The sequence below is a fragment of the Aeromonas sp. PrichA-15 genome, assembly GCF_017939245.1.
GTDB lineage: Bacteria > Pseudomonadota > Gammaproteobacteria > Enterobacterales > Aeromonadaceae > Aeromonas > Aeromonas caviae.
In genome coordinates this window covers 1-17513 of the sequence record NZ_JAGKRH010000128.1, presented here as the reverse complement: position 1 = coordinate 17513, position 17513 = coordinate 1, and the positions used below count along the sequence as shown (strand labels likewise).

Annotated in this window: 9 protein-coding genes; 7 read left to right on the top strand and 2 right to left on the bottom strand. The window is 59.1% G+C overall.

What is annotated here, in order from left to right; genetic code table 11:
- Positions 1-186: 186 nt before the first annotated feature.
- Both J9889_RS15515 and gltB read right to left on the bottom strand, forming a co-directional pair.
- A complete protein-coding gene (locus tag J9889_RS15515; protein ID WP_042014661.1) occupies positions 187-1602 on the bottom strand; it encodes an FAD-dependent oxidoreductase in 1416 nt (471 codons plus the stop codon).
- A gap of 12 nt (positions 1603-1614) precedes the next feature.
- Positions 1615-6072, bottom strand: coding sequence for a glutamate synthase large subunit (gltB, locus tag J9889_RS15510; RefSeq protein WP_210557277.1), 4458 nt, complete (start codon positions 6070-6072; stop codon positions 1615-1617).
- Positions 6073-6685: 613 nt separating this feature from the next.
- On the opposite strand from gltB, the gene J9889_RS15505 reads away from it, so the two are divergent.
- The 7 genes from J9889_RS15505 to J9889_RS24160 form a co-directional block, all read left to right on the top strand.
- Complete coding sequence (locus tag J9889_RS15505) at positions 6686-7624, top strand: TIGR01212 family radical SAM protein (RefSeq protein WP_210557275.1); 939 nt, start codon at positions 6686-6688, stop codon at positions 7622-7624.
- Positions 7625-8001: 377 nt separating this feature from the next.
- On the top strand, positions 8002-10146 hold the full coding sequence (locus J9889_RS15500; protein ID WP_210557273.1) for a type I secretion system permease/ATPase: 2145 nt from the start codon (positions 8002-8004) through the stop codon (positions 10144-10146).
- Positions 10139-11554: an HlyD family type I secretion periplasmic adaptor subunit gene (locus tag J9889_RS15495; RefSeq protein WP_102948558.1), complete on the top strand. Its 1416-nt coding sequence runs from the start codon at positions 10139-10141 to the stop codon at positions 11552-11554. Before J9889_RS15500 ends, J9889_RS15495 begins: the two co-directional genes overlap by 8 nt.
- Before the next feature lie 35 nt (positions 11555-11589).
- Positions 11590-12921, top strand: a complete 1332-nt coding sequence (locus J9889_RS15490) for a TolC family outer membrane protein (protein ID WP_010675164.1) — start codon at positions 11590-11592, stop codon at positions 12919-12921.
- A gap of 99 nt (positions 12922-13020) precedes the next feature.
- Positions 13021-13779 (top strand): transglutaminase-like cysteine peptidase, encoded by a 759-nt coding sequence (locus J9889_RS15485; RefSeq protein WP_223952717.1) that lies wholly within the window; start codon positions 13021-13023, stop codon positions 13777-13779.
- A 3-nt stretch (positions 13780-13782) separates the two neighbouring features.
- Positions 13783-15708, top strand: a complete 1926-nt coding sequence (locus J9889_RS15480) for a LapD/MoxY N-terminal periplasmic domain-containing protein (protein WP_210557271.1) — start codon at positions 13783-13785, stop codon at positions 15706-15708.
- A 267-nt stretch (positions 15709-15975) separates the two neighbouring features.
- A partial coding sequence (locus J9889_RS24160) for a retention module-containing protein (protein WP_246878107.1) occupies positions 15976-17513 on the top strand: 1538 nt, incomplete at its 3' end.

Below are 17513 nucleotides of genomic sequence, written 5' to 3'. Positions count from 1 at the left end.
GCATGATGCCTCCCTCTTTCTATTGCAAGCCCCGCTGGATAAAGGCTGGAGGAAGATCGACTGGACACAGCCTTGCCCCCTCAACTCAAATCCAATTTATGAATAATCAGTCAAAAAAGTGCTTATCTGAACAGCATTGCCGCACGAGCGGGGCTGTTTGCATGACAGCGTGGTTGCGACGGCAGATCACACGGCCAGGTAGTCCATGATCCCTTCGGCCGCCTTGCGACCCTCATAGATGGCGGTCACCACCAGATCAGAGCCGCGCACCGCGTCACCACCGGCGAACACCTTGGGGTTGCTGGTCTGGAAGGCGTACTCGGCCTTCTCGGGCGCCTTGATGCGATCCCGGCCGTCGAGCTCGACGCCGTGCTCTGCCATCCAGGGCTGGGGGTTGGGCTGGAAGCCGAACGCCATCACCACCGCATCGGCGGGCAGCACCTGCTCGGAGCCTTCAATGACCACAGGATTGCGGCGGCCATTGGCATCGGGGGCGCCGAGCTCGGTGCTCACCACCTTGATGCCGCAGGTGCGGCCGTGGGCGTCCAGCTCCACGCCGATGGGCTGGAGGTTGAACATAAATTCCACCCCTTCCTCCTGGGCGTTTTTCACCTCCCGCTTGGAGCCTGGCATGTTCTCGGCATCCCGGCGGTAGGCGCAGATCACCCGATCGGCCCCCTGGCGGATGGCGGTGCGCACGCAGTCCATGGCGGTGTCGCCGCCCCCCAGCACCACAACCTGCTTGCCGGCGAAGTCGATGTAGTCGGCTTGCGCCTTCTCAAAGCCCAGCAAGCGATTGGCGTTGGAGATGAGGTAGGGCAGGGCGTCATAGACCCCCGGCGCCTCTTCGTTGGCAAAGCCGCCCTTCATGTACTTGTAGGTGCCGACCCCGAGGAAGACCGCATCGAACTCGCCGAGCAGGTCGGCGAAGGTGACGTCACGGCCCACTTCGGTCTCGAGGCGAAACTCCACCCCCATCCCCTCGAAGATCTCGCGGCGGCGTTGCATCACCTCTTTCTCCAGCTTGAAGGAGGGGATACCGAAAGTGAGCAGGCCGCCGATCTCCGGGTACTTGTCGAACACCACAGGGGTGACGCCATTGCGTGCCAGCACGTCGGCACAGGCAAGGCCCGCGGGGCCCGCGCCAATGACGGCGACCCGCTTGCCTGTCTTGACCACCTTGGAGAGGTCCGGGCGCCAGCCCATCTCGAACGCCTTGTCGGTGATGTATTTTTCGATGTTGCCGATGGTCACGGCGCCGAATCTGTCGTTGAGGGTGCAAGCACCCTCACACAGTCTGTCTTGCGGGCAAACGCGGCCACATACCTCCGGCAGGCTGTTGGTCTGGTGGGAGAGTTCCACCGCCTCCAGAATGCGTCCCTCGTTGGCCAGCTTCAGCCAGTTGGGGATGTAGTTGTGTACCGGGCACTTCCACTCGCAATAGGGGTTGCCGCAGTCGAGGCAGCGATCCGCCTGCATGCCGACCTGGGCCTGGTTGAAGGGCTCGTAGATCTCCACGAACTGGATCTTGCGGATCTTGAGCGGCTTCTTGGGCGGGTCGACCCGCTGGACATCGATAAACTGGAATACGTTCTGGCTCATAGGGTTCCCTCCTTATTGCGCCTGGATTCTGAGTTCTGCACTGGAACGGCTGGTGTGGCCAAGCAGCGATTTGACGTCACTGGACTTGGGTTTGATCAGCCTGAACTTGGGCACATAGGAGTCGAAGTTGGCCAGGATCTCCTCGGCACGCGAGCTGCCTGTCTCGTTGAGGTGCGCCGTGATGATACCGCGCAGGTGCTCCTGGTGGATGGCCAGATCCGCCACCTCCAGCAGTTCGACCAGCTCGGGGTTGGTGCGCTTGGCAAAGTTGCCGCACTCGTCGAGCACGTAGGCGAAACCGCCTGTCATGCCCGCCGCGAAGTTGACACCGGTCTTGCCGAGCACGGTGACGATGCCGCCTGTCATGTATTCACAGCCGTTGTCGCCAATCCCCTCGACCACCGCCAAGGCCCCTGAGTTGCGCACCGCGAACCGCTCGCCGGCGGTCCCTGCGGCATAGAGCTTGCCGCCGGTGGCGCCATAGAGGCAGGTGTTGCCGATGATGGCCGCCTCGTGGGATTTGAACGCCACGCCGACGTGGGGTTTGATCACCAGCTTGCCGCCGGTCATCCCCTTGCCCACGTAGTCGTTGGCATCCCCGGTGAGGATCATCTCAAGGCCACCGGCGTTCCAGACGCCGAAGCTCTGGCCGGCGGTGCCGTTGAAGTGCACCTTGACCGGATCGGCCGCCATGCCCTGGTTGCCGTGGCGCTTGACGATTTCGCCGGACAGACGCGCACCCACGGAGCGATCGGTGTTGCGGATGTCGTAGCGGAACTCGCCGCCACTCATGTTTTCCACCGCGTCCAGCAGGTCTTCCACCATCTTGAGGTTCAAGGGCCCCTTGTCGAAGGTGGGGTTGTGCTGCTGGCTGAACAGACTGGAGCCTGCCGGTGCAACCGGGGCCGCCAGGATGCCGGACAAGTCCAGCTTGGCCTGACGGGCGGTGAGGCCGGGCAGGGCTTCCAGCAGGTCGGTACGACCGATGAGGTCGGTGAGCTGGGTGACGCCCAGCTCGGCCATCAGCTCGCGCGTCTCCTCGGCGATGAACTTGAAGTAGTTCATCACCATTTCCGGCAGGCCAGTGAAGTGTTCGCGGCGCAGCTTCTCATCCTGGGTGGCGACGCCGGTGGCGCAGTTGTTCAGGTGGCAGATACGTAGGTATTTGCAACCGAGTGCCACCATGGGGCCGGTACCGAAGCCAAAGCTCTCGGCGCCGAGGATGGCCGCCTTGATGATGTCGAGACCGGTCTTGAGACCGCCATCCACCTGCAGGCGCACCTTGTGGCGCAGGCCGTTGGCCACCAGCGCCTGTTGGGTTTCGGCCAGGCCCAGCTCCCAGGGGGAGCCGGCGTATTTGACCGAGGTGAGCGGGCTCGCGCCGGTGCCGCCGTCGTAGCCGGAGACGGTAATGAAGTCCGCATAGGCCTTGGCCACGCCACAGGCGATGGTGCCGACGCCAGGTTCGGACACCAGTTTCACCGACACCAGGCAGTTCGGGTTGATCTGCTTGATGTCGAAGATGAGCTGGGCCAGATCCTCGATGGAGTAGATGTCGTGGTGGGGCGGCGGGGAGATCAGGGTCACGCCGGGCACGGAGTAGCGCAGCTGGGCGATTTGCGCGGTGACCTTGTCTCCGGGCAGCTGGCCACCTTCACCGGGCTTGGCACCCTGGGCGACTTTTATCTGCACCACGTCCGCGTTCATCAGGTAGTGCGGGGTGACGCCAAAGCGACCGGAAGCCACCTGCTTGATGCGAGAGTTCTTCTCGGTACCAAAACGCTTGGGATCCTCGCCGCCTTCGCCGGAGTTGCTCTGACCGCCGAGGCGGTTCATGGCGATGGCCAGGGCCTCGTGGGCTTCCGGGCCGAGGGCGCCGATGGACATGGCCGCGGAGTCGAAGCGGGGGAACAGCCTGGCGGCTGGCTCCACCTGATCCAGCGCAACCGGGGTGGTGCCCTGTTTGAGCGACAGCAGATCGCGCAGGGTGGCGACCGGGCGCTCGTTCACCAGACGGGCATACTCCTTGTAATCGGCGTAGTTGCCGGAGCGCACCGCCACTTGCAGGGTCTGCACCACGTCCGGGTTGTAGGTGTGGTACTCGCCACCGTGGACGAATTTCAAGAGGCCGCCCTGGGTCAGCGGCTTGCGGCCGAGCCAGGCCAGACGGGACAGATTGATCTGATCCTGCTGGATGTCGGCAAAGTCGGCACCCTGGATGCGGCTCGATACGCCGCGGAAGCAGAGTTCGACAACAGCCTTGGAGAGGCCCACCGCCTCAAACAGCTGGGAGCAGCGGTAGCTTGCCACCGTGCTGATGCCCATCTTGGACATCACCTTGTAGAGGCCCTTGTTGATGCCGTTGCGGTAGTTGAGCATGGCCTGGCGCAGGCTCATCTTGAGCACGCCCTCTTCTACCTGCTTGGCGAGGGTCTCGTAGGCGAGATAGGGGTAGATGGCGGTGGCGCCAAAGCCCAGCAGCACGGCGAAGTGGTGCGGGTCGCGCACGCTCGCGGTCTCCACCAGGATATTGGCGTCGCAGCGCAGGTTGTTGTCCACCAGGGTACGCTGCACCGCACCCACCGCCATGGCGGCCGGGATGGGCAGGGTATCCGGGCTGATGTCCCGGTCTGACAATACCAGCAGCACCGCGCCGCTGCGGGCCGCTTCAGCTGCCTCGTGGCAGAGGCGCTCGAGGGCGGCTTGCAGCCCCTCTTCGGGCAGGTAGTTGAGGCTCAGCACCGCATGGCGGTAGTGCTCCCCTTCCAGGGCCAGCAACTGATGGAAGTCGGAGTAGAGCAGGATCGGCGACTGGAACAGCACCCGGTGGGCGTGACCGAAGGTCTCGTTGAACACGTTCTGTTCGCGGCCGATACAGGTGGCCAGGGACATGACGTGATTTTCCCGCAGGGGATCGATGGGCGGGTTGGTCACCTGGGCGAACATCTGGCGGAAGTAGTCGTACAGGGTACGCTGGCTGGAGGAGAGCACCGCCATCGGGGTGTCATCCCCCATGGAGCCCACTGCCTCCTGGCCATTCTCGCCGAGCACGCGGATCACCTGATCCAGCTCTTCAAAGGAGTAGCCGAACAGCTTCTGGTAAGTCTTGAGCCGGTCATCCGGGAATTCGCGCGACCCCGTGCTGGCATCGTCCATCTGCTCGAAGGGCACCAGGCGCTTGCAGTGCTTGTCCATCCACTGCTTGTAGGTGTGACGGCTCTTGAGATCGTCATCAATTTCGAAGCTGGTCCAGATCTTGCCGTTGCTGGTATCGACCACGAACAGCTCCCCCGGGCCGACACGGCCCTTCTCCAGCACTTCGTCCGGGGTGTAGTCCCAGGTGCCCACTTCGGAGGCCAGCGTGATGAACTTGTCCTTGGTGATGACGTAACGTGCCGGACGCAGGCCGTTTCTATCGAGCGCGCAGGTGGCGTAGCGACCGTCGGTCATGACGATGCCGGCCGGGCCGTCCCAGGGCTCCATGTGCATGGAGTTGAAGTCGTAGAAGGCGCGCAGGTCGTCATCCATGTTCGGGTGCTTCTGCCACGCAGGCGGGATCAAGAGACGCATGGCACGGAACAGGTCCATGCCGCCGGCCAGGAAGAGATCCAGCATGTTGTCGAGGCTGGAGGAGTCCGACCCCGTGGTGTTGACGAAGGGGGCGGCCTCTTGCAGATCCGGGATCAGCGGGGTGGCGAACTTGTAGCTGCGCGCCTTGGCCCACTGGCGGTTGCCGGCAATGGTGTTGATCTCGCCGTTGTGGGCGAGGTAGCGGAACGGCTGCGCCAGCGGCCAGCGCGGGCTGGTGTTGGTGGAGAAACGCTGGTGGAACACGCAGATGGCGGCCTGCATGCGGATGTCGGCCAGATCCAGATAGAAGCGCGGTAAATCCACCGGCATGCACAGTCCTTTATAGACGGTGACCAGGTTGGAAAGGCTGACCACATAGAAGTAGTCGTCGCTGATGCGCTTCTCGATGCGGCGGCGCACGATATAGAGGCGGCGCTCGAGATCCTTGTCGACCCAGCCCGGGGGCGCGTTGACAAAGACCTGTTCAATGCTGGGCAGGGAGGCCTTGGCGATGGAGCCGAGTACGTTGGTATCGATAGGCACCTTGCGCCAACCGACCAGACTCAGGGTCTCCTTTTCCAGCTCTTCGTCGATGATGTCGCGAGTGGCTTGCGCCAAGACGGGATCGGGGTTGAGGAACAGCATGCCGACCGCGTAGTTGCGGCCCAGGTGCCATCCCTTCTCTTCGGCGATAGCTCTAAAGAAGCTGTCGGGTTTTTGCAGCAACAGGCCGCAGCCGTCGCCGGTCTTGCCATCAGCGGAGATACCGCCGCGGTGCTGCATGCGAGCCAAGGCTGACATCGCGAGACGGACAAGCTTGTGGCTGGCTTCCCCTTCCATGTGGGCCAACAGGCCGAAGCCACAGTTATCCCTCTCCAGCTTTGGATCATATAGTGACATTGCATTTCTCCCTTGCTCGGCCTTCCATCGCACTGTCATCAACAGACTGCATAAATTGCGATTGGCTCTTGTGGTTCCGTCCGCCTGAGGTGGCGAATCTCCAAACTAATGGGATTTTCGGGCAAGGTCAATTGGACATCCCGCTTGTTTGCAATGTTACATCACCATAACAAAATGTGGGTTTTTGAGACTCAATCAGCATTTTTGTGTATTTATGACTGCCTTTTATTTATTTGTTGGATTTATATTCTGGTTATGGACGATTTAGTGGTTGACTGCATGGTGGCGGGAAACTGTAGTAATTTTACAAAGTCATCTCTGGTGTGCTTGGCGGGGATCACATTTCAGGATCCTGCGTCTTGCATTTGTCCATAAGCAGACTAAACAGGATTTTTTCAGTAGTTACAGCTGGTTATGGGCGAGAGGTTATGACACTTTTCTCCAGGTGGCAGGAGTGAAAGGTTGTCAAAAGTGACCGTGAATGCTGACTGTTGGGTATTTATCGCATCTAACGTGAATATTTATATGATTTTTGGGTAGAGAGCGGGATTGATCCAGCGCAGCCTGCCCGCCGGGCTGCGTCGCTAGAATGACACCTCATTTCGGAGGTGTCATGCAGTTACACGAACTCATCAATACATTTGGCCAGGATCTCAAGCAGCGCCACGGCCAGAAGATCCACAAGCTCTCCATCCACGGGGCCTTTACCTGCCCCAACCGGGACGGCACCCTGGGGCGGGGTGGCTGCACTTTCTGCAATGTCTCCTCCTTTGCCGACGAGTCGGCCCAGCAACTCTCCGTGGTGCAGCAACTGCTGGCACGCCGGGACGAGGTGACCCGGGCCAGGCGCTATCTGGCCTACTTTCAGGCCTATACCAGCACCTATGCCGAAGTGGAGTACCTTCAGCGCATGTATGAAGAAGCCTTGTCGGTGAGCGACATGGTGGGGCTCTGCGTCGGAACTCGCCCTGATTGTGTACCCGATGCGGTGCTGGATCTGCTGGCAGGTTATCAGGCCCGCGGCTACGAGGTGTGGCTGGAGCTCGGGCTGCAGAGCGCCAACGACAAGACGTTGCAACGCATCAATCGGGGCCACGGCTATGCCGCCTATGTTGACGCTGTAACCAGAGCCCATCTGCGGGGCATCAAGGTGTGTGCCCACCTCATCGTGGGCCTGCCCGGCGAGGTGCCGATGGACAGCCTGGAAACCCTCCACCGTGTCGTGGAGACCGGCGTCGAGGGGATAAAGCTTCACCCACTGCATGTGGTGGAGGGGAGCACTCTTGGCAAGGCGTGGCAGGCGGGACGGCTGGATGTGTTGACGATGGAGCAGTATGTGGCGGCGGCGGTCGCCATGATCCAGTACACGCCTCCCGAGGTGGTCTATCACAGGGTCTCGGCGTCGGCGCGCCGCCCGACACTGCTGGCCCCCGCCTGGTGCGAGAATCGCTGGAGCGCCATGACCGCCATTGCCGCGGAGCTGGCACGCTCAGGCCCTCAGGGGCACTGCCTGGGACGCCCTTTTTCTCTCCCTTCCACGGGCGAGTGCTAACTCTAATTTCGTCAAAAAAACAGTGGGTTATTAGATGAAATTCAGTCTTTGGAGTATAGTTTCGTTCAAGTCACCTTGATAAGATGGTCGGCTTGAAAAAAGATATAGTTATCAATAACTCTTTGCAGTTTGTATACCGGGCGGTGTCTCTTCGAACCGGGTGGCATATTTCTTGGCAACATCAGGTGCTTGGTATGTCCCCTCCGTTTCCGGCATGAAAATCTGTAAGGGAGGCGAGACATGCAGTGTCCCGGCTCTGTGCGCTAATCGGGTTGTGGGTCTGGGTGGCGAGGTCTGTTCTGTTTTTCCGGATCGCCGCCGGGCTTTTGGATATTCGGCCCCGAGACAACCTTCTGAATCATGTTTGATGGGATGCTATGCAAGCAGAAACCAGCCATATAGATGAACTGTTGGAGTGCCTGGTCTTTTTGACCCGCTTTTACGGGGTGCCCAACAGTCAGGATGCTCTCACCACCGGCTTGCCACTGGTCTCCGGGCGTCTCAGCACGGCGCTCTTCAGTCGTGCCGCCGAGCGGGGCGGTCTCTCTGCCCGCGAAGTGATCCAGCCCCTTGAACAGATCTCCTCCCTGCTGCTGCCCTGCGTCTTGCAGACGCGCAATGGCGGCGCCTGCATCTTGCTTGAATGGAATGAAGAACGGACCCAGGCGAGGGTCATCTTTCCCCAGGCCGGAGACGCGGCCCAATGGGTCAGTCTTGCCCAGCTGGGTGACGAGTACAATGGTCGTCTGTTCTACGTCAAGCGGCAGTTCAAGTTTGATGAGCGCTCGCCCAAAGTGCTGGAGACCCGTGATGGTCACTGGTTCTGGAGCACCTTGTTCGAGTCCCGCGGTATCTATCGGGATGTGCTGGTGGCCTCGATCCTCATCAACCTGTTTGCTATCGCCAGCCCCCTGTTCACCATGAACGTCTATGACAAGATTGTGCCCAACCTGGCATTCGACTCCCTCTGGGTGCTGGCGGTTGGAGCCATGGTGGTGTTCACCTTCGACTTCGTGATGCGCCAGCTGCGCAGCTACTTCATCGATATTGCAGGCAAGAAATCCGACGTGCTGTTGTCGGCCAAAATCTTTGCCAAGGTGATGGGCATGAAGATGGAGTCCAGGCCTGCGTCGACCGGTGCCTTTGCCAAGCACTTGCAGGAGTTTGAATCGGTGCGCGAGTTTTTCACGTCGGCCACCGTCTCCACCCTGATCGATCTGCCGTTTGCCATCTTCTTCCTCTTCATCATCTGGATTTTCGCCGGTGTCATGGTGGTGGTGCCCATCATCGCCATCCTGATCCTGGTGGCCTACAGCTTCTACATTCAGGCACCGCTGAAGCAATCCATCGAGGAGGGCTCCCGGCTCGCCTCCCAGAAGAACGCCAATCTGATCGAAAGCATCTCGGGCCTTGAGACCGTGAAGATTTTCGGGGCCGAGAGCATGTTCCAGCACCGCTGGGAGCAGGCGGTGTCCCACATCTCGACCTGGGGCGTGCAGACCCGGCGCATCACCAACTCCATGTCTTCTCTGGCGAGCTACATCCAGCAGGTGGTGACAGTGGGACTGGTGATCGTCGGTGTTTACCAGATCTCGGAAGGGTTGGTGACCATGGGGGGCATGATAGCGGCCGTGATGCTGTCGAGCCGGGCCATCGCCCCCATGGTGCAGCTCTCGGTACTCTCCACCCGCTACAACCAGGCCAAGTCGGCGCTCGAGATCCTGGAGAAGATCATGATGACGCCGGGTGAGCAGGAGGAGGGCAGGCAGTACATCCACCATCCGGTCATCCAGGGGCGCATCGAGTTTGAAAATGTCTCCTTCAAGTATCCGGGCATGGAGAGCAGTACCCTGCACAACATCAGCCTGCGCATCGAGCCGGGTGAGAAGGTGGCCATCATCGGGCGGATCGGTGCGGGTAAAACCACGCTGGAGAAATTGCTGATGGGCCTCTATCGCCCGACTGACGGCCTGGTGCGTCTGGATGGCTTTGAGCTGGACCAACTGCCGCCGACCATCATTCGCCGCAACATCGGCTGTGTGCCGCAAGATGTGACCCTCTTCTTTGGTTCAGTGCGGGACAACATCATGCTGGGCAATCCCCTGGTGGACGATGCCCGTGTCTTGCGCGCCGCCAAGCGGGCCGGGGTCACCAACTTTACCAACCGGGATCCCAACGGTCTCGACAGACAGATAGGCGAAGGGGGACGTCAGCTCTCCGGTGGCCAGCGCCAGTCCATCCTGCTGGCTCGCGCCCTGCTCAACGATCCCCCCATTCTGGTGATGGACGAGCCGACCTCCAACATGGACAACCAGTCAGAGATGCACGTGAAGCAGGAGCTGGCGCGGCTCGGCCCCGAAACCACCCTTATCCTCATCACCCACAAGACCTCCATGCTGGATGTCGCTTCCCGGGTCATCGTCGTGGAGCAGGGGAAGATAGTGGCGGATGGTCCCAAAGAGGTGGTGTTGCAGCAATTGAAGGAAGGCAAGGTGCGGGTGCAGGAGACGGCGAATGGCTGACCACTGGTTCAAGAAAACGCCCTCAGATACGGTCTTGCCGGCTCCCGAACATCTCGAGTACGTGGATGACGGCGCCGCCGCCGTGCTGCTGACGACACCCACCCGTGCCAGAGTCCTGCTCTGGGCCTGTTTCCTGTTTTTTGTCAGCGCCATCGTCTGGGCGGCCTGGGCCGAGCTGGATGAAGTGACCGTCGGCCAGGGCAAGGTGATACCGTCGCGCCAGTTGCAGGTGATCCAGAACCTGGAAGGGGGGATCGTCAAGGAGATTTTCGTCAAGGAGGGGGACATCGTCGAGAAGGGACAGCCACTGCTGCGCATCGACGATACCCGCTTCAAGTCGGATTTTCGCGAACGGGAACAGGAGCTGGTCACCCTCAAGGGGGATATCGCCCGCCTGCGCGCCGAAATTCGCAGCGTGGTGGTCAAGAACGAGCCCAATCTGGGGTGGCGTGAACAGGTAGCCATCGACAAACAGGCCATCGAGTTCCCCGAAGGGTACGAGAATGTGTTTGCCGAATATGCCGCCCGTGAAAGGTCGGTGCAGGAGGCGCGGTTAAACAACCTCAAGAACCAGCTTTACATTCTGGGACAGCAGATCGAGCAGAAAGAGCAGGAGACCATAGAGCTCAATGCCAAGATCCGGACCGTCGGTCGCAGCGTTGATCTGGCTCGTCAGGAACTGAACATCAGCCGTCCTCTCGCAAAAGAGGGTATAGTTCCTCAAGTGGAGTTAATTAAACTGGAGCGGCAGGTCAACGAAATGCAAGGGGAGCTGGAGGCGAACCGCCTGCTGGTGCCCAAGCTCAACTCGGTACTGCGGGAGACCATCTCGAAGCGAAATGATATCGCCCTGAAATTCCGGGCGGACTCCCAGACCGAGCTGAACGAACGTCAAGGCAAGTTGAGCCAGTTGTCAGAGGGCCAGGTCGGCCTCAGGGACAGAGTCGATCGTACCAGTGTGATCGCGCCTCTCAAGGGGACCATCAAGAAGCTCAAGATTAATACGCTGGGTGGGGTCGTTCAGCCGGGCATGGACCTGATGGAGATAGTGCCGCTGGAAGATACCCTGCTGGTTGAAGCCAAGGTGTCGCCAAAGGACATCGCGTTCCTCAGACCCGGACTGGAGGCCGTGGTCAAGATAACTGCCTATGATTTCACTATTTATGGAGGTTTACATGGCAAGGTTGAACAGATAAGTGCCGACTCAATCCAGGATGAGGAGGGTAATTCCTTCTATCTGGTGCGAGTACGAACCGAGAAGAGTTATCTGGGCGATGAGCTTAACGCACTTCCCATCATCCCCGGTATGTTAGCCAGTGCAGATATTATTACTGGTAAAAAAAGTGTCCTAGACTACTTGCTGAAACCCATCTTGAGGGCTAAGCAGTCGGCACTGAGAGAACGATAAGCCAACAATCTAAAAACAACATGACTGGAGATACCATGAAGAAGACGATTGTTGCCATGCTGGTTAGTGGCACCATACTGTTCCCGGGCCTGAGCCAGGCACAGACGCTGGAACAGTCAGTGGCGCAGTCACTGGCTACCCATCCGAAAATCAAGGAAGCTTTTGATCTCTATCAGGCACGACTGTATCAGCATGATGGAGCCAAGGGCGGCTATTACCCCACCATTGATCTGCGTGGTGGCGTCGGTTACGAGAAGACTGACAGTCCCTCGACCCGTGCCGCAGGTCCCAATTCACAGACGATCGATGACTCCATGACGCGCAAGGAGGCCGGGATCAGCCTTCGCCAGATGCTGTTTGACGGCTTTGATGTCAGCAGCAACGTGGCACGGACCGATGCCGCCGCCCAGGCCCAGCGCCTGGCGATGATCTCCGAGGCGGAGAACACGGCCCTGCGCGTGGCCGAGGTCTACCTCAACATGCTGCGTCAGCAGGAGATCCTGGAGCTGTCCAAGCAGAACCTTGAAACCCACGAACAGATCCGCAGTGACATCCAGAAACGGACCGACTCCGGTCTGGGGTCGACCGCTGACCAGACCCAGATCGACGGTCGTGTGGCTCGGGCGTACTCCAACCAGGCGGCGGCGGAGAACAACTATCGGGATGCCGAGAGCGAGTTCATCCGTGTCGTCAATGAAGTGCCCAAGGATCTCGTTCAGCCAGTACCGAACACCCAACTCCTGCCCGCAACGCTGGAAGATGCGCTGAAGACGGCAACAGAGGTTCACCCGACCCTGCTGTCATCCCTGCAGGACATCGAAGAGGCGAAGTATCAGCATGAAGGCTCCAAGTCCGGGTTCTACCCGAACGTAGCCTTTGAAGTGGATCAGAACTGGAACGAGGACATCGATGCGGTCAAAGGCCGTAACGACGATCTCACCGCCATGGTCCGGATGCGTTACAACCTGTTCCGCGGTGGGTCCGATCTGGCAGAAAGCAAGGCAACCTCAGCCCTCTATTCCCAGGCCAAAGACATTCACATGAATGCCTTCCGTCAGGTGGAAGAGGGGACCCGCCTCGCCTGGAACGCCAAAGAGTCGCTGGCCAAGCAAAAAGTCTTCCTCAAAGAGCACGTGGACGCCAGCTATGACACCGTACAGGCCTACAAGAAGCAATTCGGCCTGGGCCAACGGACCTTGCTGGACGTGCTGAACACGGAGAACGAACTGTTCGAGGCTCGCCGCAGCTACATCACGGCCGAGTACGACTCCCTGTTGGCAGATTATCGTATCCTCAATGCCACCGGTGGTCTGCTCAATGCCCTGAATGTGCAGCAACCGGCTGAATGGCAGGCCAACAACAACTGATGGCCCTGCCACTGATGTCATATCAGGCAAGGGGAATGGCTGCAGCGTGCTGCAGTCATTCTTTTATGCGTCCGGTGGTCAGGGGATGATGGCGGCGTCATGACACAGAAAGAGGTGGCATCGACAGGCTGCAGCCGACGTGATGGGTATCGAGCTGTCGCAGGTGCACGTGCGCCCTGGCGGGTTCGCCTGCTGTGGCTGGCCCTGCTGGCGATCCCCCTGCTGCTCAGCGCCAGCCAGCCTCTCTCACCGGAGGATATGAAACTGGTCAAGCGCGCGGAGGAGACCTATGGCCCCAGGGCCGGCAAACGGGTCACCAGCTGGCGCACTTTGGCAATGCAGAACAAGGCGGCGGGGCTGACGGATCGGCAGAAGCTGGAGAAGGTGAACCAGTTCTTCAACCAGATGCGTTTCATCGATGACATCAAGTTGTGGCACAAGAAGGATTATTGGGCGACACCGCTGGAATTTCTGGGCGCAGCGGGGGGAGATTGTGAAGACTTCAGCATTTCCAAGTATTTTACCTTGCTGGAACTTGGCATCCCTGATGAAAAAATGCGAATGGTATATGTCAAGGCATTGGATTATAACCAGTTTCATATGGTCGTTGCCTACTATGAGACGCCTGCGGCAGTACCCCTGATTCTGGACAATCTTGTCGGCTCAATTCGCCCGGCGACCCAACGGGCGGATTTGTTGCCAATTTACAGTTTTAACGGTAGTCACTTGTGGCTGATGAAGGCGCGTGGTCAAGGGGAACTGGCCGGGCAATCATCCCGCTTGGGATTATGGACAGACTTACGCAATCGCATGACATCGGGGCGATTGGCTCGGCCTGCGGTCAATTTGGATGATTAACCTATGACGCTCTACAGACAACTATTGGCAACCATGCTGCTGCTGTTCGGATTGCTGTTTGCCGCCACCTATTGGGTGCAATTCAATTCGACCCGCAACTACCTGGCGCAGCAGCAGGAGACCACCGTCATCAATACGTCCACCGCACTGGGTCTGGCGCTGACCCCCTATCTGGAGAACGGCGACAAGGTCAGTGCCGAATCCGTGATCAAGGCGGTGTTCGACGGGGGTTACTACAAGCTGGTCCGTCTCGATCTGCTGGCCTCCAAGGATGTCATCGAGCTGGAGAACAGCAGCCATATCGAAGGGGTCCCACAGTGGTTCATTGGGCTGGATCTGTTCCCTGAAGTGGCCAATGAATCGATTTTGACGTCGGGTTGGCTGCAACTGGGCAAGCTGAAGGTCGTCGGCCACCCTGGACAAGCCTACTACGAGCTTTGGAAAGGAATGAGCGAACTGGCCACCTGGTTCCTGGTCGGCTTTCTCGTCACCACTCTCTTGCTGATGCGGGCGCTCAATTATCTGCTCAAACCGCTCAAGCTGATTTGCGATCAGGCGGTTGAAATCGAGCTGCACCATTTCGGCCACGCCATTCCCGAGCCCAAGACCCGCGAGCTGCGGCAAGTGGTACAGGCCATCAATACCCTTTCCAGCAAGCTTGCCGTGCAGTTCAAAGAGCAGGCCGACGAGGCCGAGAACCTGCGAGCCCGCGTCTATGTGGATGCCGTCTCCGGGCTTGGCAACCGCTCTTACTTCGTCGGGCAGGTCAATGCCTGGATTGCGGAGGCCGGGCAGGGCGGGGTCATGCTGGTGGCCGTCGACATGCTGGACGATCTCTATCGGGAAGAGGGCTTTTCTGCAAGGGACAACATGGTCAAGTCCATTGCACAGGTGCTCAGGGAACTGCTGGATGGCTGGGATGGCGCGGCACTGGCCCGGATCTCGGCGACGGAGTATGCCTTGCTCTGCCCCACCGATGATCTCTCTCAGCTCAAGGAGCTGGCGGAGCTCATCAACAGCCGTGTCGCCGATCTGGTTGTCAATCCCATGGGGGAAAGCGGTGCGCTGTCCGTCGTCGGCATCGCCGGCCGTGATGGCAATGACGATCTCTCGGCCCTGCTGACGAAGGCGGATAACGCCCTTGGCAAAGCGCGCAATGAGCGGCGCGGTGCCGTCGTGATGGAAGGCGGCAATGAGCAGGGACTGATGGGACGCCTTGCCTGGCGAGACCTGGTGCAGGATGCCATTGCCAGACATCTCTGGCGCTTCAAGGCACAGCCTGCGTGCCGCTTCGATGATGGTACCCGCCTGCATGCCGAGTTGTTCGCGGCCATCTCGCGAGATGGAACGGATTACTTCGCAGGGCAGTTCTTGCCTGCGATCGAGCAGTTCAAGATGGGGGCCGAGTTTGACAAGGCGGTGCTAGAAGCCTGCGTCACCTTGTTCAAGCAGCAACCGGAATTGGTGTTGGCAGTCAATATCACGGCGGGTTCTCTCTGTTCGGATGAGTTCCTGACATGGCTCAGAGGCTATCTGTCGCTGAACGTGGAGCTGAAGGAGCGACTGCTGTTCGAGATCCCGGAAGCGGCCATCATGAAACACAAAGAGTATGTGACTCATCTGGTTGAGCTGTTGCGAGAGCACGGCTTCTTGTGGGGGGTCGATCACTATGGCCGGCACTTCCAGTCCCTCGGCTATCTGGAAGAGCTGGCCCCCGCTTATGTCAAGGTGGACCACGGGTATACCAGCCAGGTCATGGAACCAGGCGCCGATACCTCCTTCCTGGCGGCTGTCTGTCGGGCTGCCCACAACGCGGGTGTCACGACCATCGCCACCCGGGTGGAAGATAAACGGCAGGTTGAATTGTTGTCCAGTTTGCATATCGATGGTTATCAGGGGTTCGTTCACCCAGCATTTCCACTGGCATAAGCGGTACAACTCGATAGAAAGGGGCCCATTAAGGGCCCTTTTTTATATCTGTTTAGAATATGTACATCATTTTTACGCGACATATAGGTAATATCACTAAAACTCGCGCTGTTACTTAATTGATTTTTATATGTAAAAAATATTCGTTCGATTCGCTGCATCGGATGAAGTCAAAGAGACTCAACCCTGTACATTTTTGCAACGGAAGCAGGACGGGGGCGTATCTAGAGTGTAGGCATCAAGATCTGTCACCCTGGAGCAATGGATATGCGCACCCAAATCATCGACAAAACCGTGGCCGTCTCTTCCGTAGAAGGCAACGTTCAGATCCTGCTTGCCGATGGCAGCAGTCGCCCTCTCCAGCCTGGCGAGATACTGCAGCCTGGCGCCAGACTCAATATCGCTGATGATGCCAAATTGATGCTGGCGCCCTACGATGACAAACCTGCAGAGGGCAATGGTGTCCCGGCAGGGACAGAGATGCCTCCAGAGGGGCAATCTTCCTCATCGGTTGCCAATCATCAGCAAGGCTCGCCTGAAGTGTCGCCAGAAATTGCGGCGTTGCAACAATCCATCCTGCAAGGGATTGACCCGACCAAGAACTTCGAAGCCTCTGCTGCCGGTGGGGCACCTGCCGCCGGTGGTGGTGGCGGTATCGGCGGGGTCGCTGGGGCCAGTGGCAATGGTGGTTTTGTTGTCATAGACCGCATCGGAGATGCGACCATAGCCGAGGCCGGATTCGATACCGGCTATGACACGTTGATCGATCAGAATGTGCTGCAGGAAGACGATCTTCTGTCCGAGAATCAGCTCGATGATCAGGATGAGTCTGCTGTTACCCAGGAAGATCAGGCCATCAGTGGCAATGTGCTCGACAACAGCAACAATCCGGATGGTCCCCTTGATACGTCTGTCATTTCCTATAGCTGGGGCAGCAATCAGGGAATTGCTGCCGGCGTTGAGAGCACGCTGGATGGGATTGGTACGCTGATCATCAATGCCGACGGCTCCTATACCTTTACCCCCGCGCTGAACTACACAGGCCCTGTACCTGCGGTCAATTACACCGTAACGGATGGGGATGATACCAACGACTCCACTCTGACCATCACCATCACCCCTGTAGATGAGCCTGTCTCGCTGAATGGATTGCAGGTCGAGGGTGGTGAGCTTGTCCTTGATGAAGCCGCATTGCCGGATGGCTCAGCCCCCGATGGCGCCGCCTTGACCAAGAGCAGTACCTTTACATTCAATGCGGCAGATGGAGTACAAAGCCTGACGCTGGGAGGTGTGACGCTGATCAGCAATGGCCAGGTCTTGACCACCTTCCCCCAGGGGATCCCCAGTCCTTTGGGAAATCAACTGCTGGTGACCGGCGTCAGCTACAACCCGGTGACAGGGGTTGGCAGCGTGACCTACAGCTACACCCTGAACGATAACGAAACACATAACAAACCTGCAAATGATGGGGCTCTGACGGAGAGCTTCAACGTTGTGTTGACGGACTTCGATGGCGACACGACCAGTGCAGGGCTGGATGTCGTGGTGCTGGATGACGTGCCGACGGCGGTGAACGACGTCAACCCGACGGTGGCGAGCGAGAACAACCTGGTCCTCAATGGCAACGTCATCACCAACGACGTGCAGGGGGCGGATGGCGCGGCGGTGACCGCGGGCACCCTGAGCGGGACCTACGGCAGCCTGGTGCTCAATGCCAACGGCACCTACACCTACACCCTCAACCCGAGCGACGGTGACTTCAAGGCGCTGACCGGGGGCGGGGTGGGCAGCGAAGTGTTCACCTA

What these genes read in the sequence shown, in the direction of transcription:
- J9889_RS15515 (WP_042014661.1), bottom strand. Translation starts at nt 1,602, where the DNA reads ATGAGCCAGAACGTATTCCAGTTTATCGATGTCCAGCGGGTCGACCCG.
- gltB (WP_210557277.1), bottom strand. Translation starts at nt 6,072, where the DNA reads ATGTCACTATATGATCCAAAGCTGGAGAGGGATAACTGTGGCTTCGGC.
- J9889_RS15505 (WP_210557275.1), top strand. Translation starts at nt 6,686, where the DNA reads ATGCAGTTACACGAACTCATCAATACATTTGGCCAGGATCTCAAGCAG.
- J9889_RS15500 (WP_210557273.1), top strand. Translation starts at nt 8,002, where the DNA reads ATGCAAGCAGAAACCAGCCATATAGATGAACTGTTGGAGTGCCTGGTC.
- J9889_RS15495 (WP_102948558.1), top strand. Translation starts at nt 10,139, where the DNA reads ATGGCTGACCACTGGTTCAAGAAAACGCCCTCAGATACGGTCTTGCCG.
- J9889_RS15490 (WP_010675164.1), top strand. Translation starts at nt 11,590, where the DNA reads ATGAAGAAGACGATTGTTGCCATGCTGGTTAGTGGCACCATACTGTTC.
- J9889_RS15485 (WP_223952717.1), top strand. Translation starts at nt 13,021, where the DNA reads ATGACACAGAAAGAGGTGGCATCGACAGGCTGCAGCCGACGTGATGGG.
- J9889_RS15480 (WP_210557271.1), top strand. Translation starts at nt 13,783, where the DNA reads ATGACGCTCTACAGACAACTATTGGCAACCATGCTGCTGCTGTTCGGA.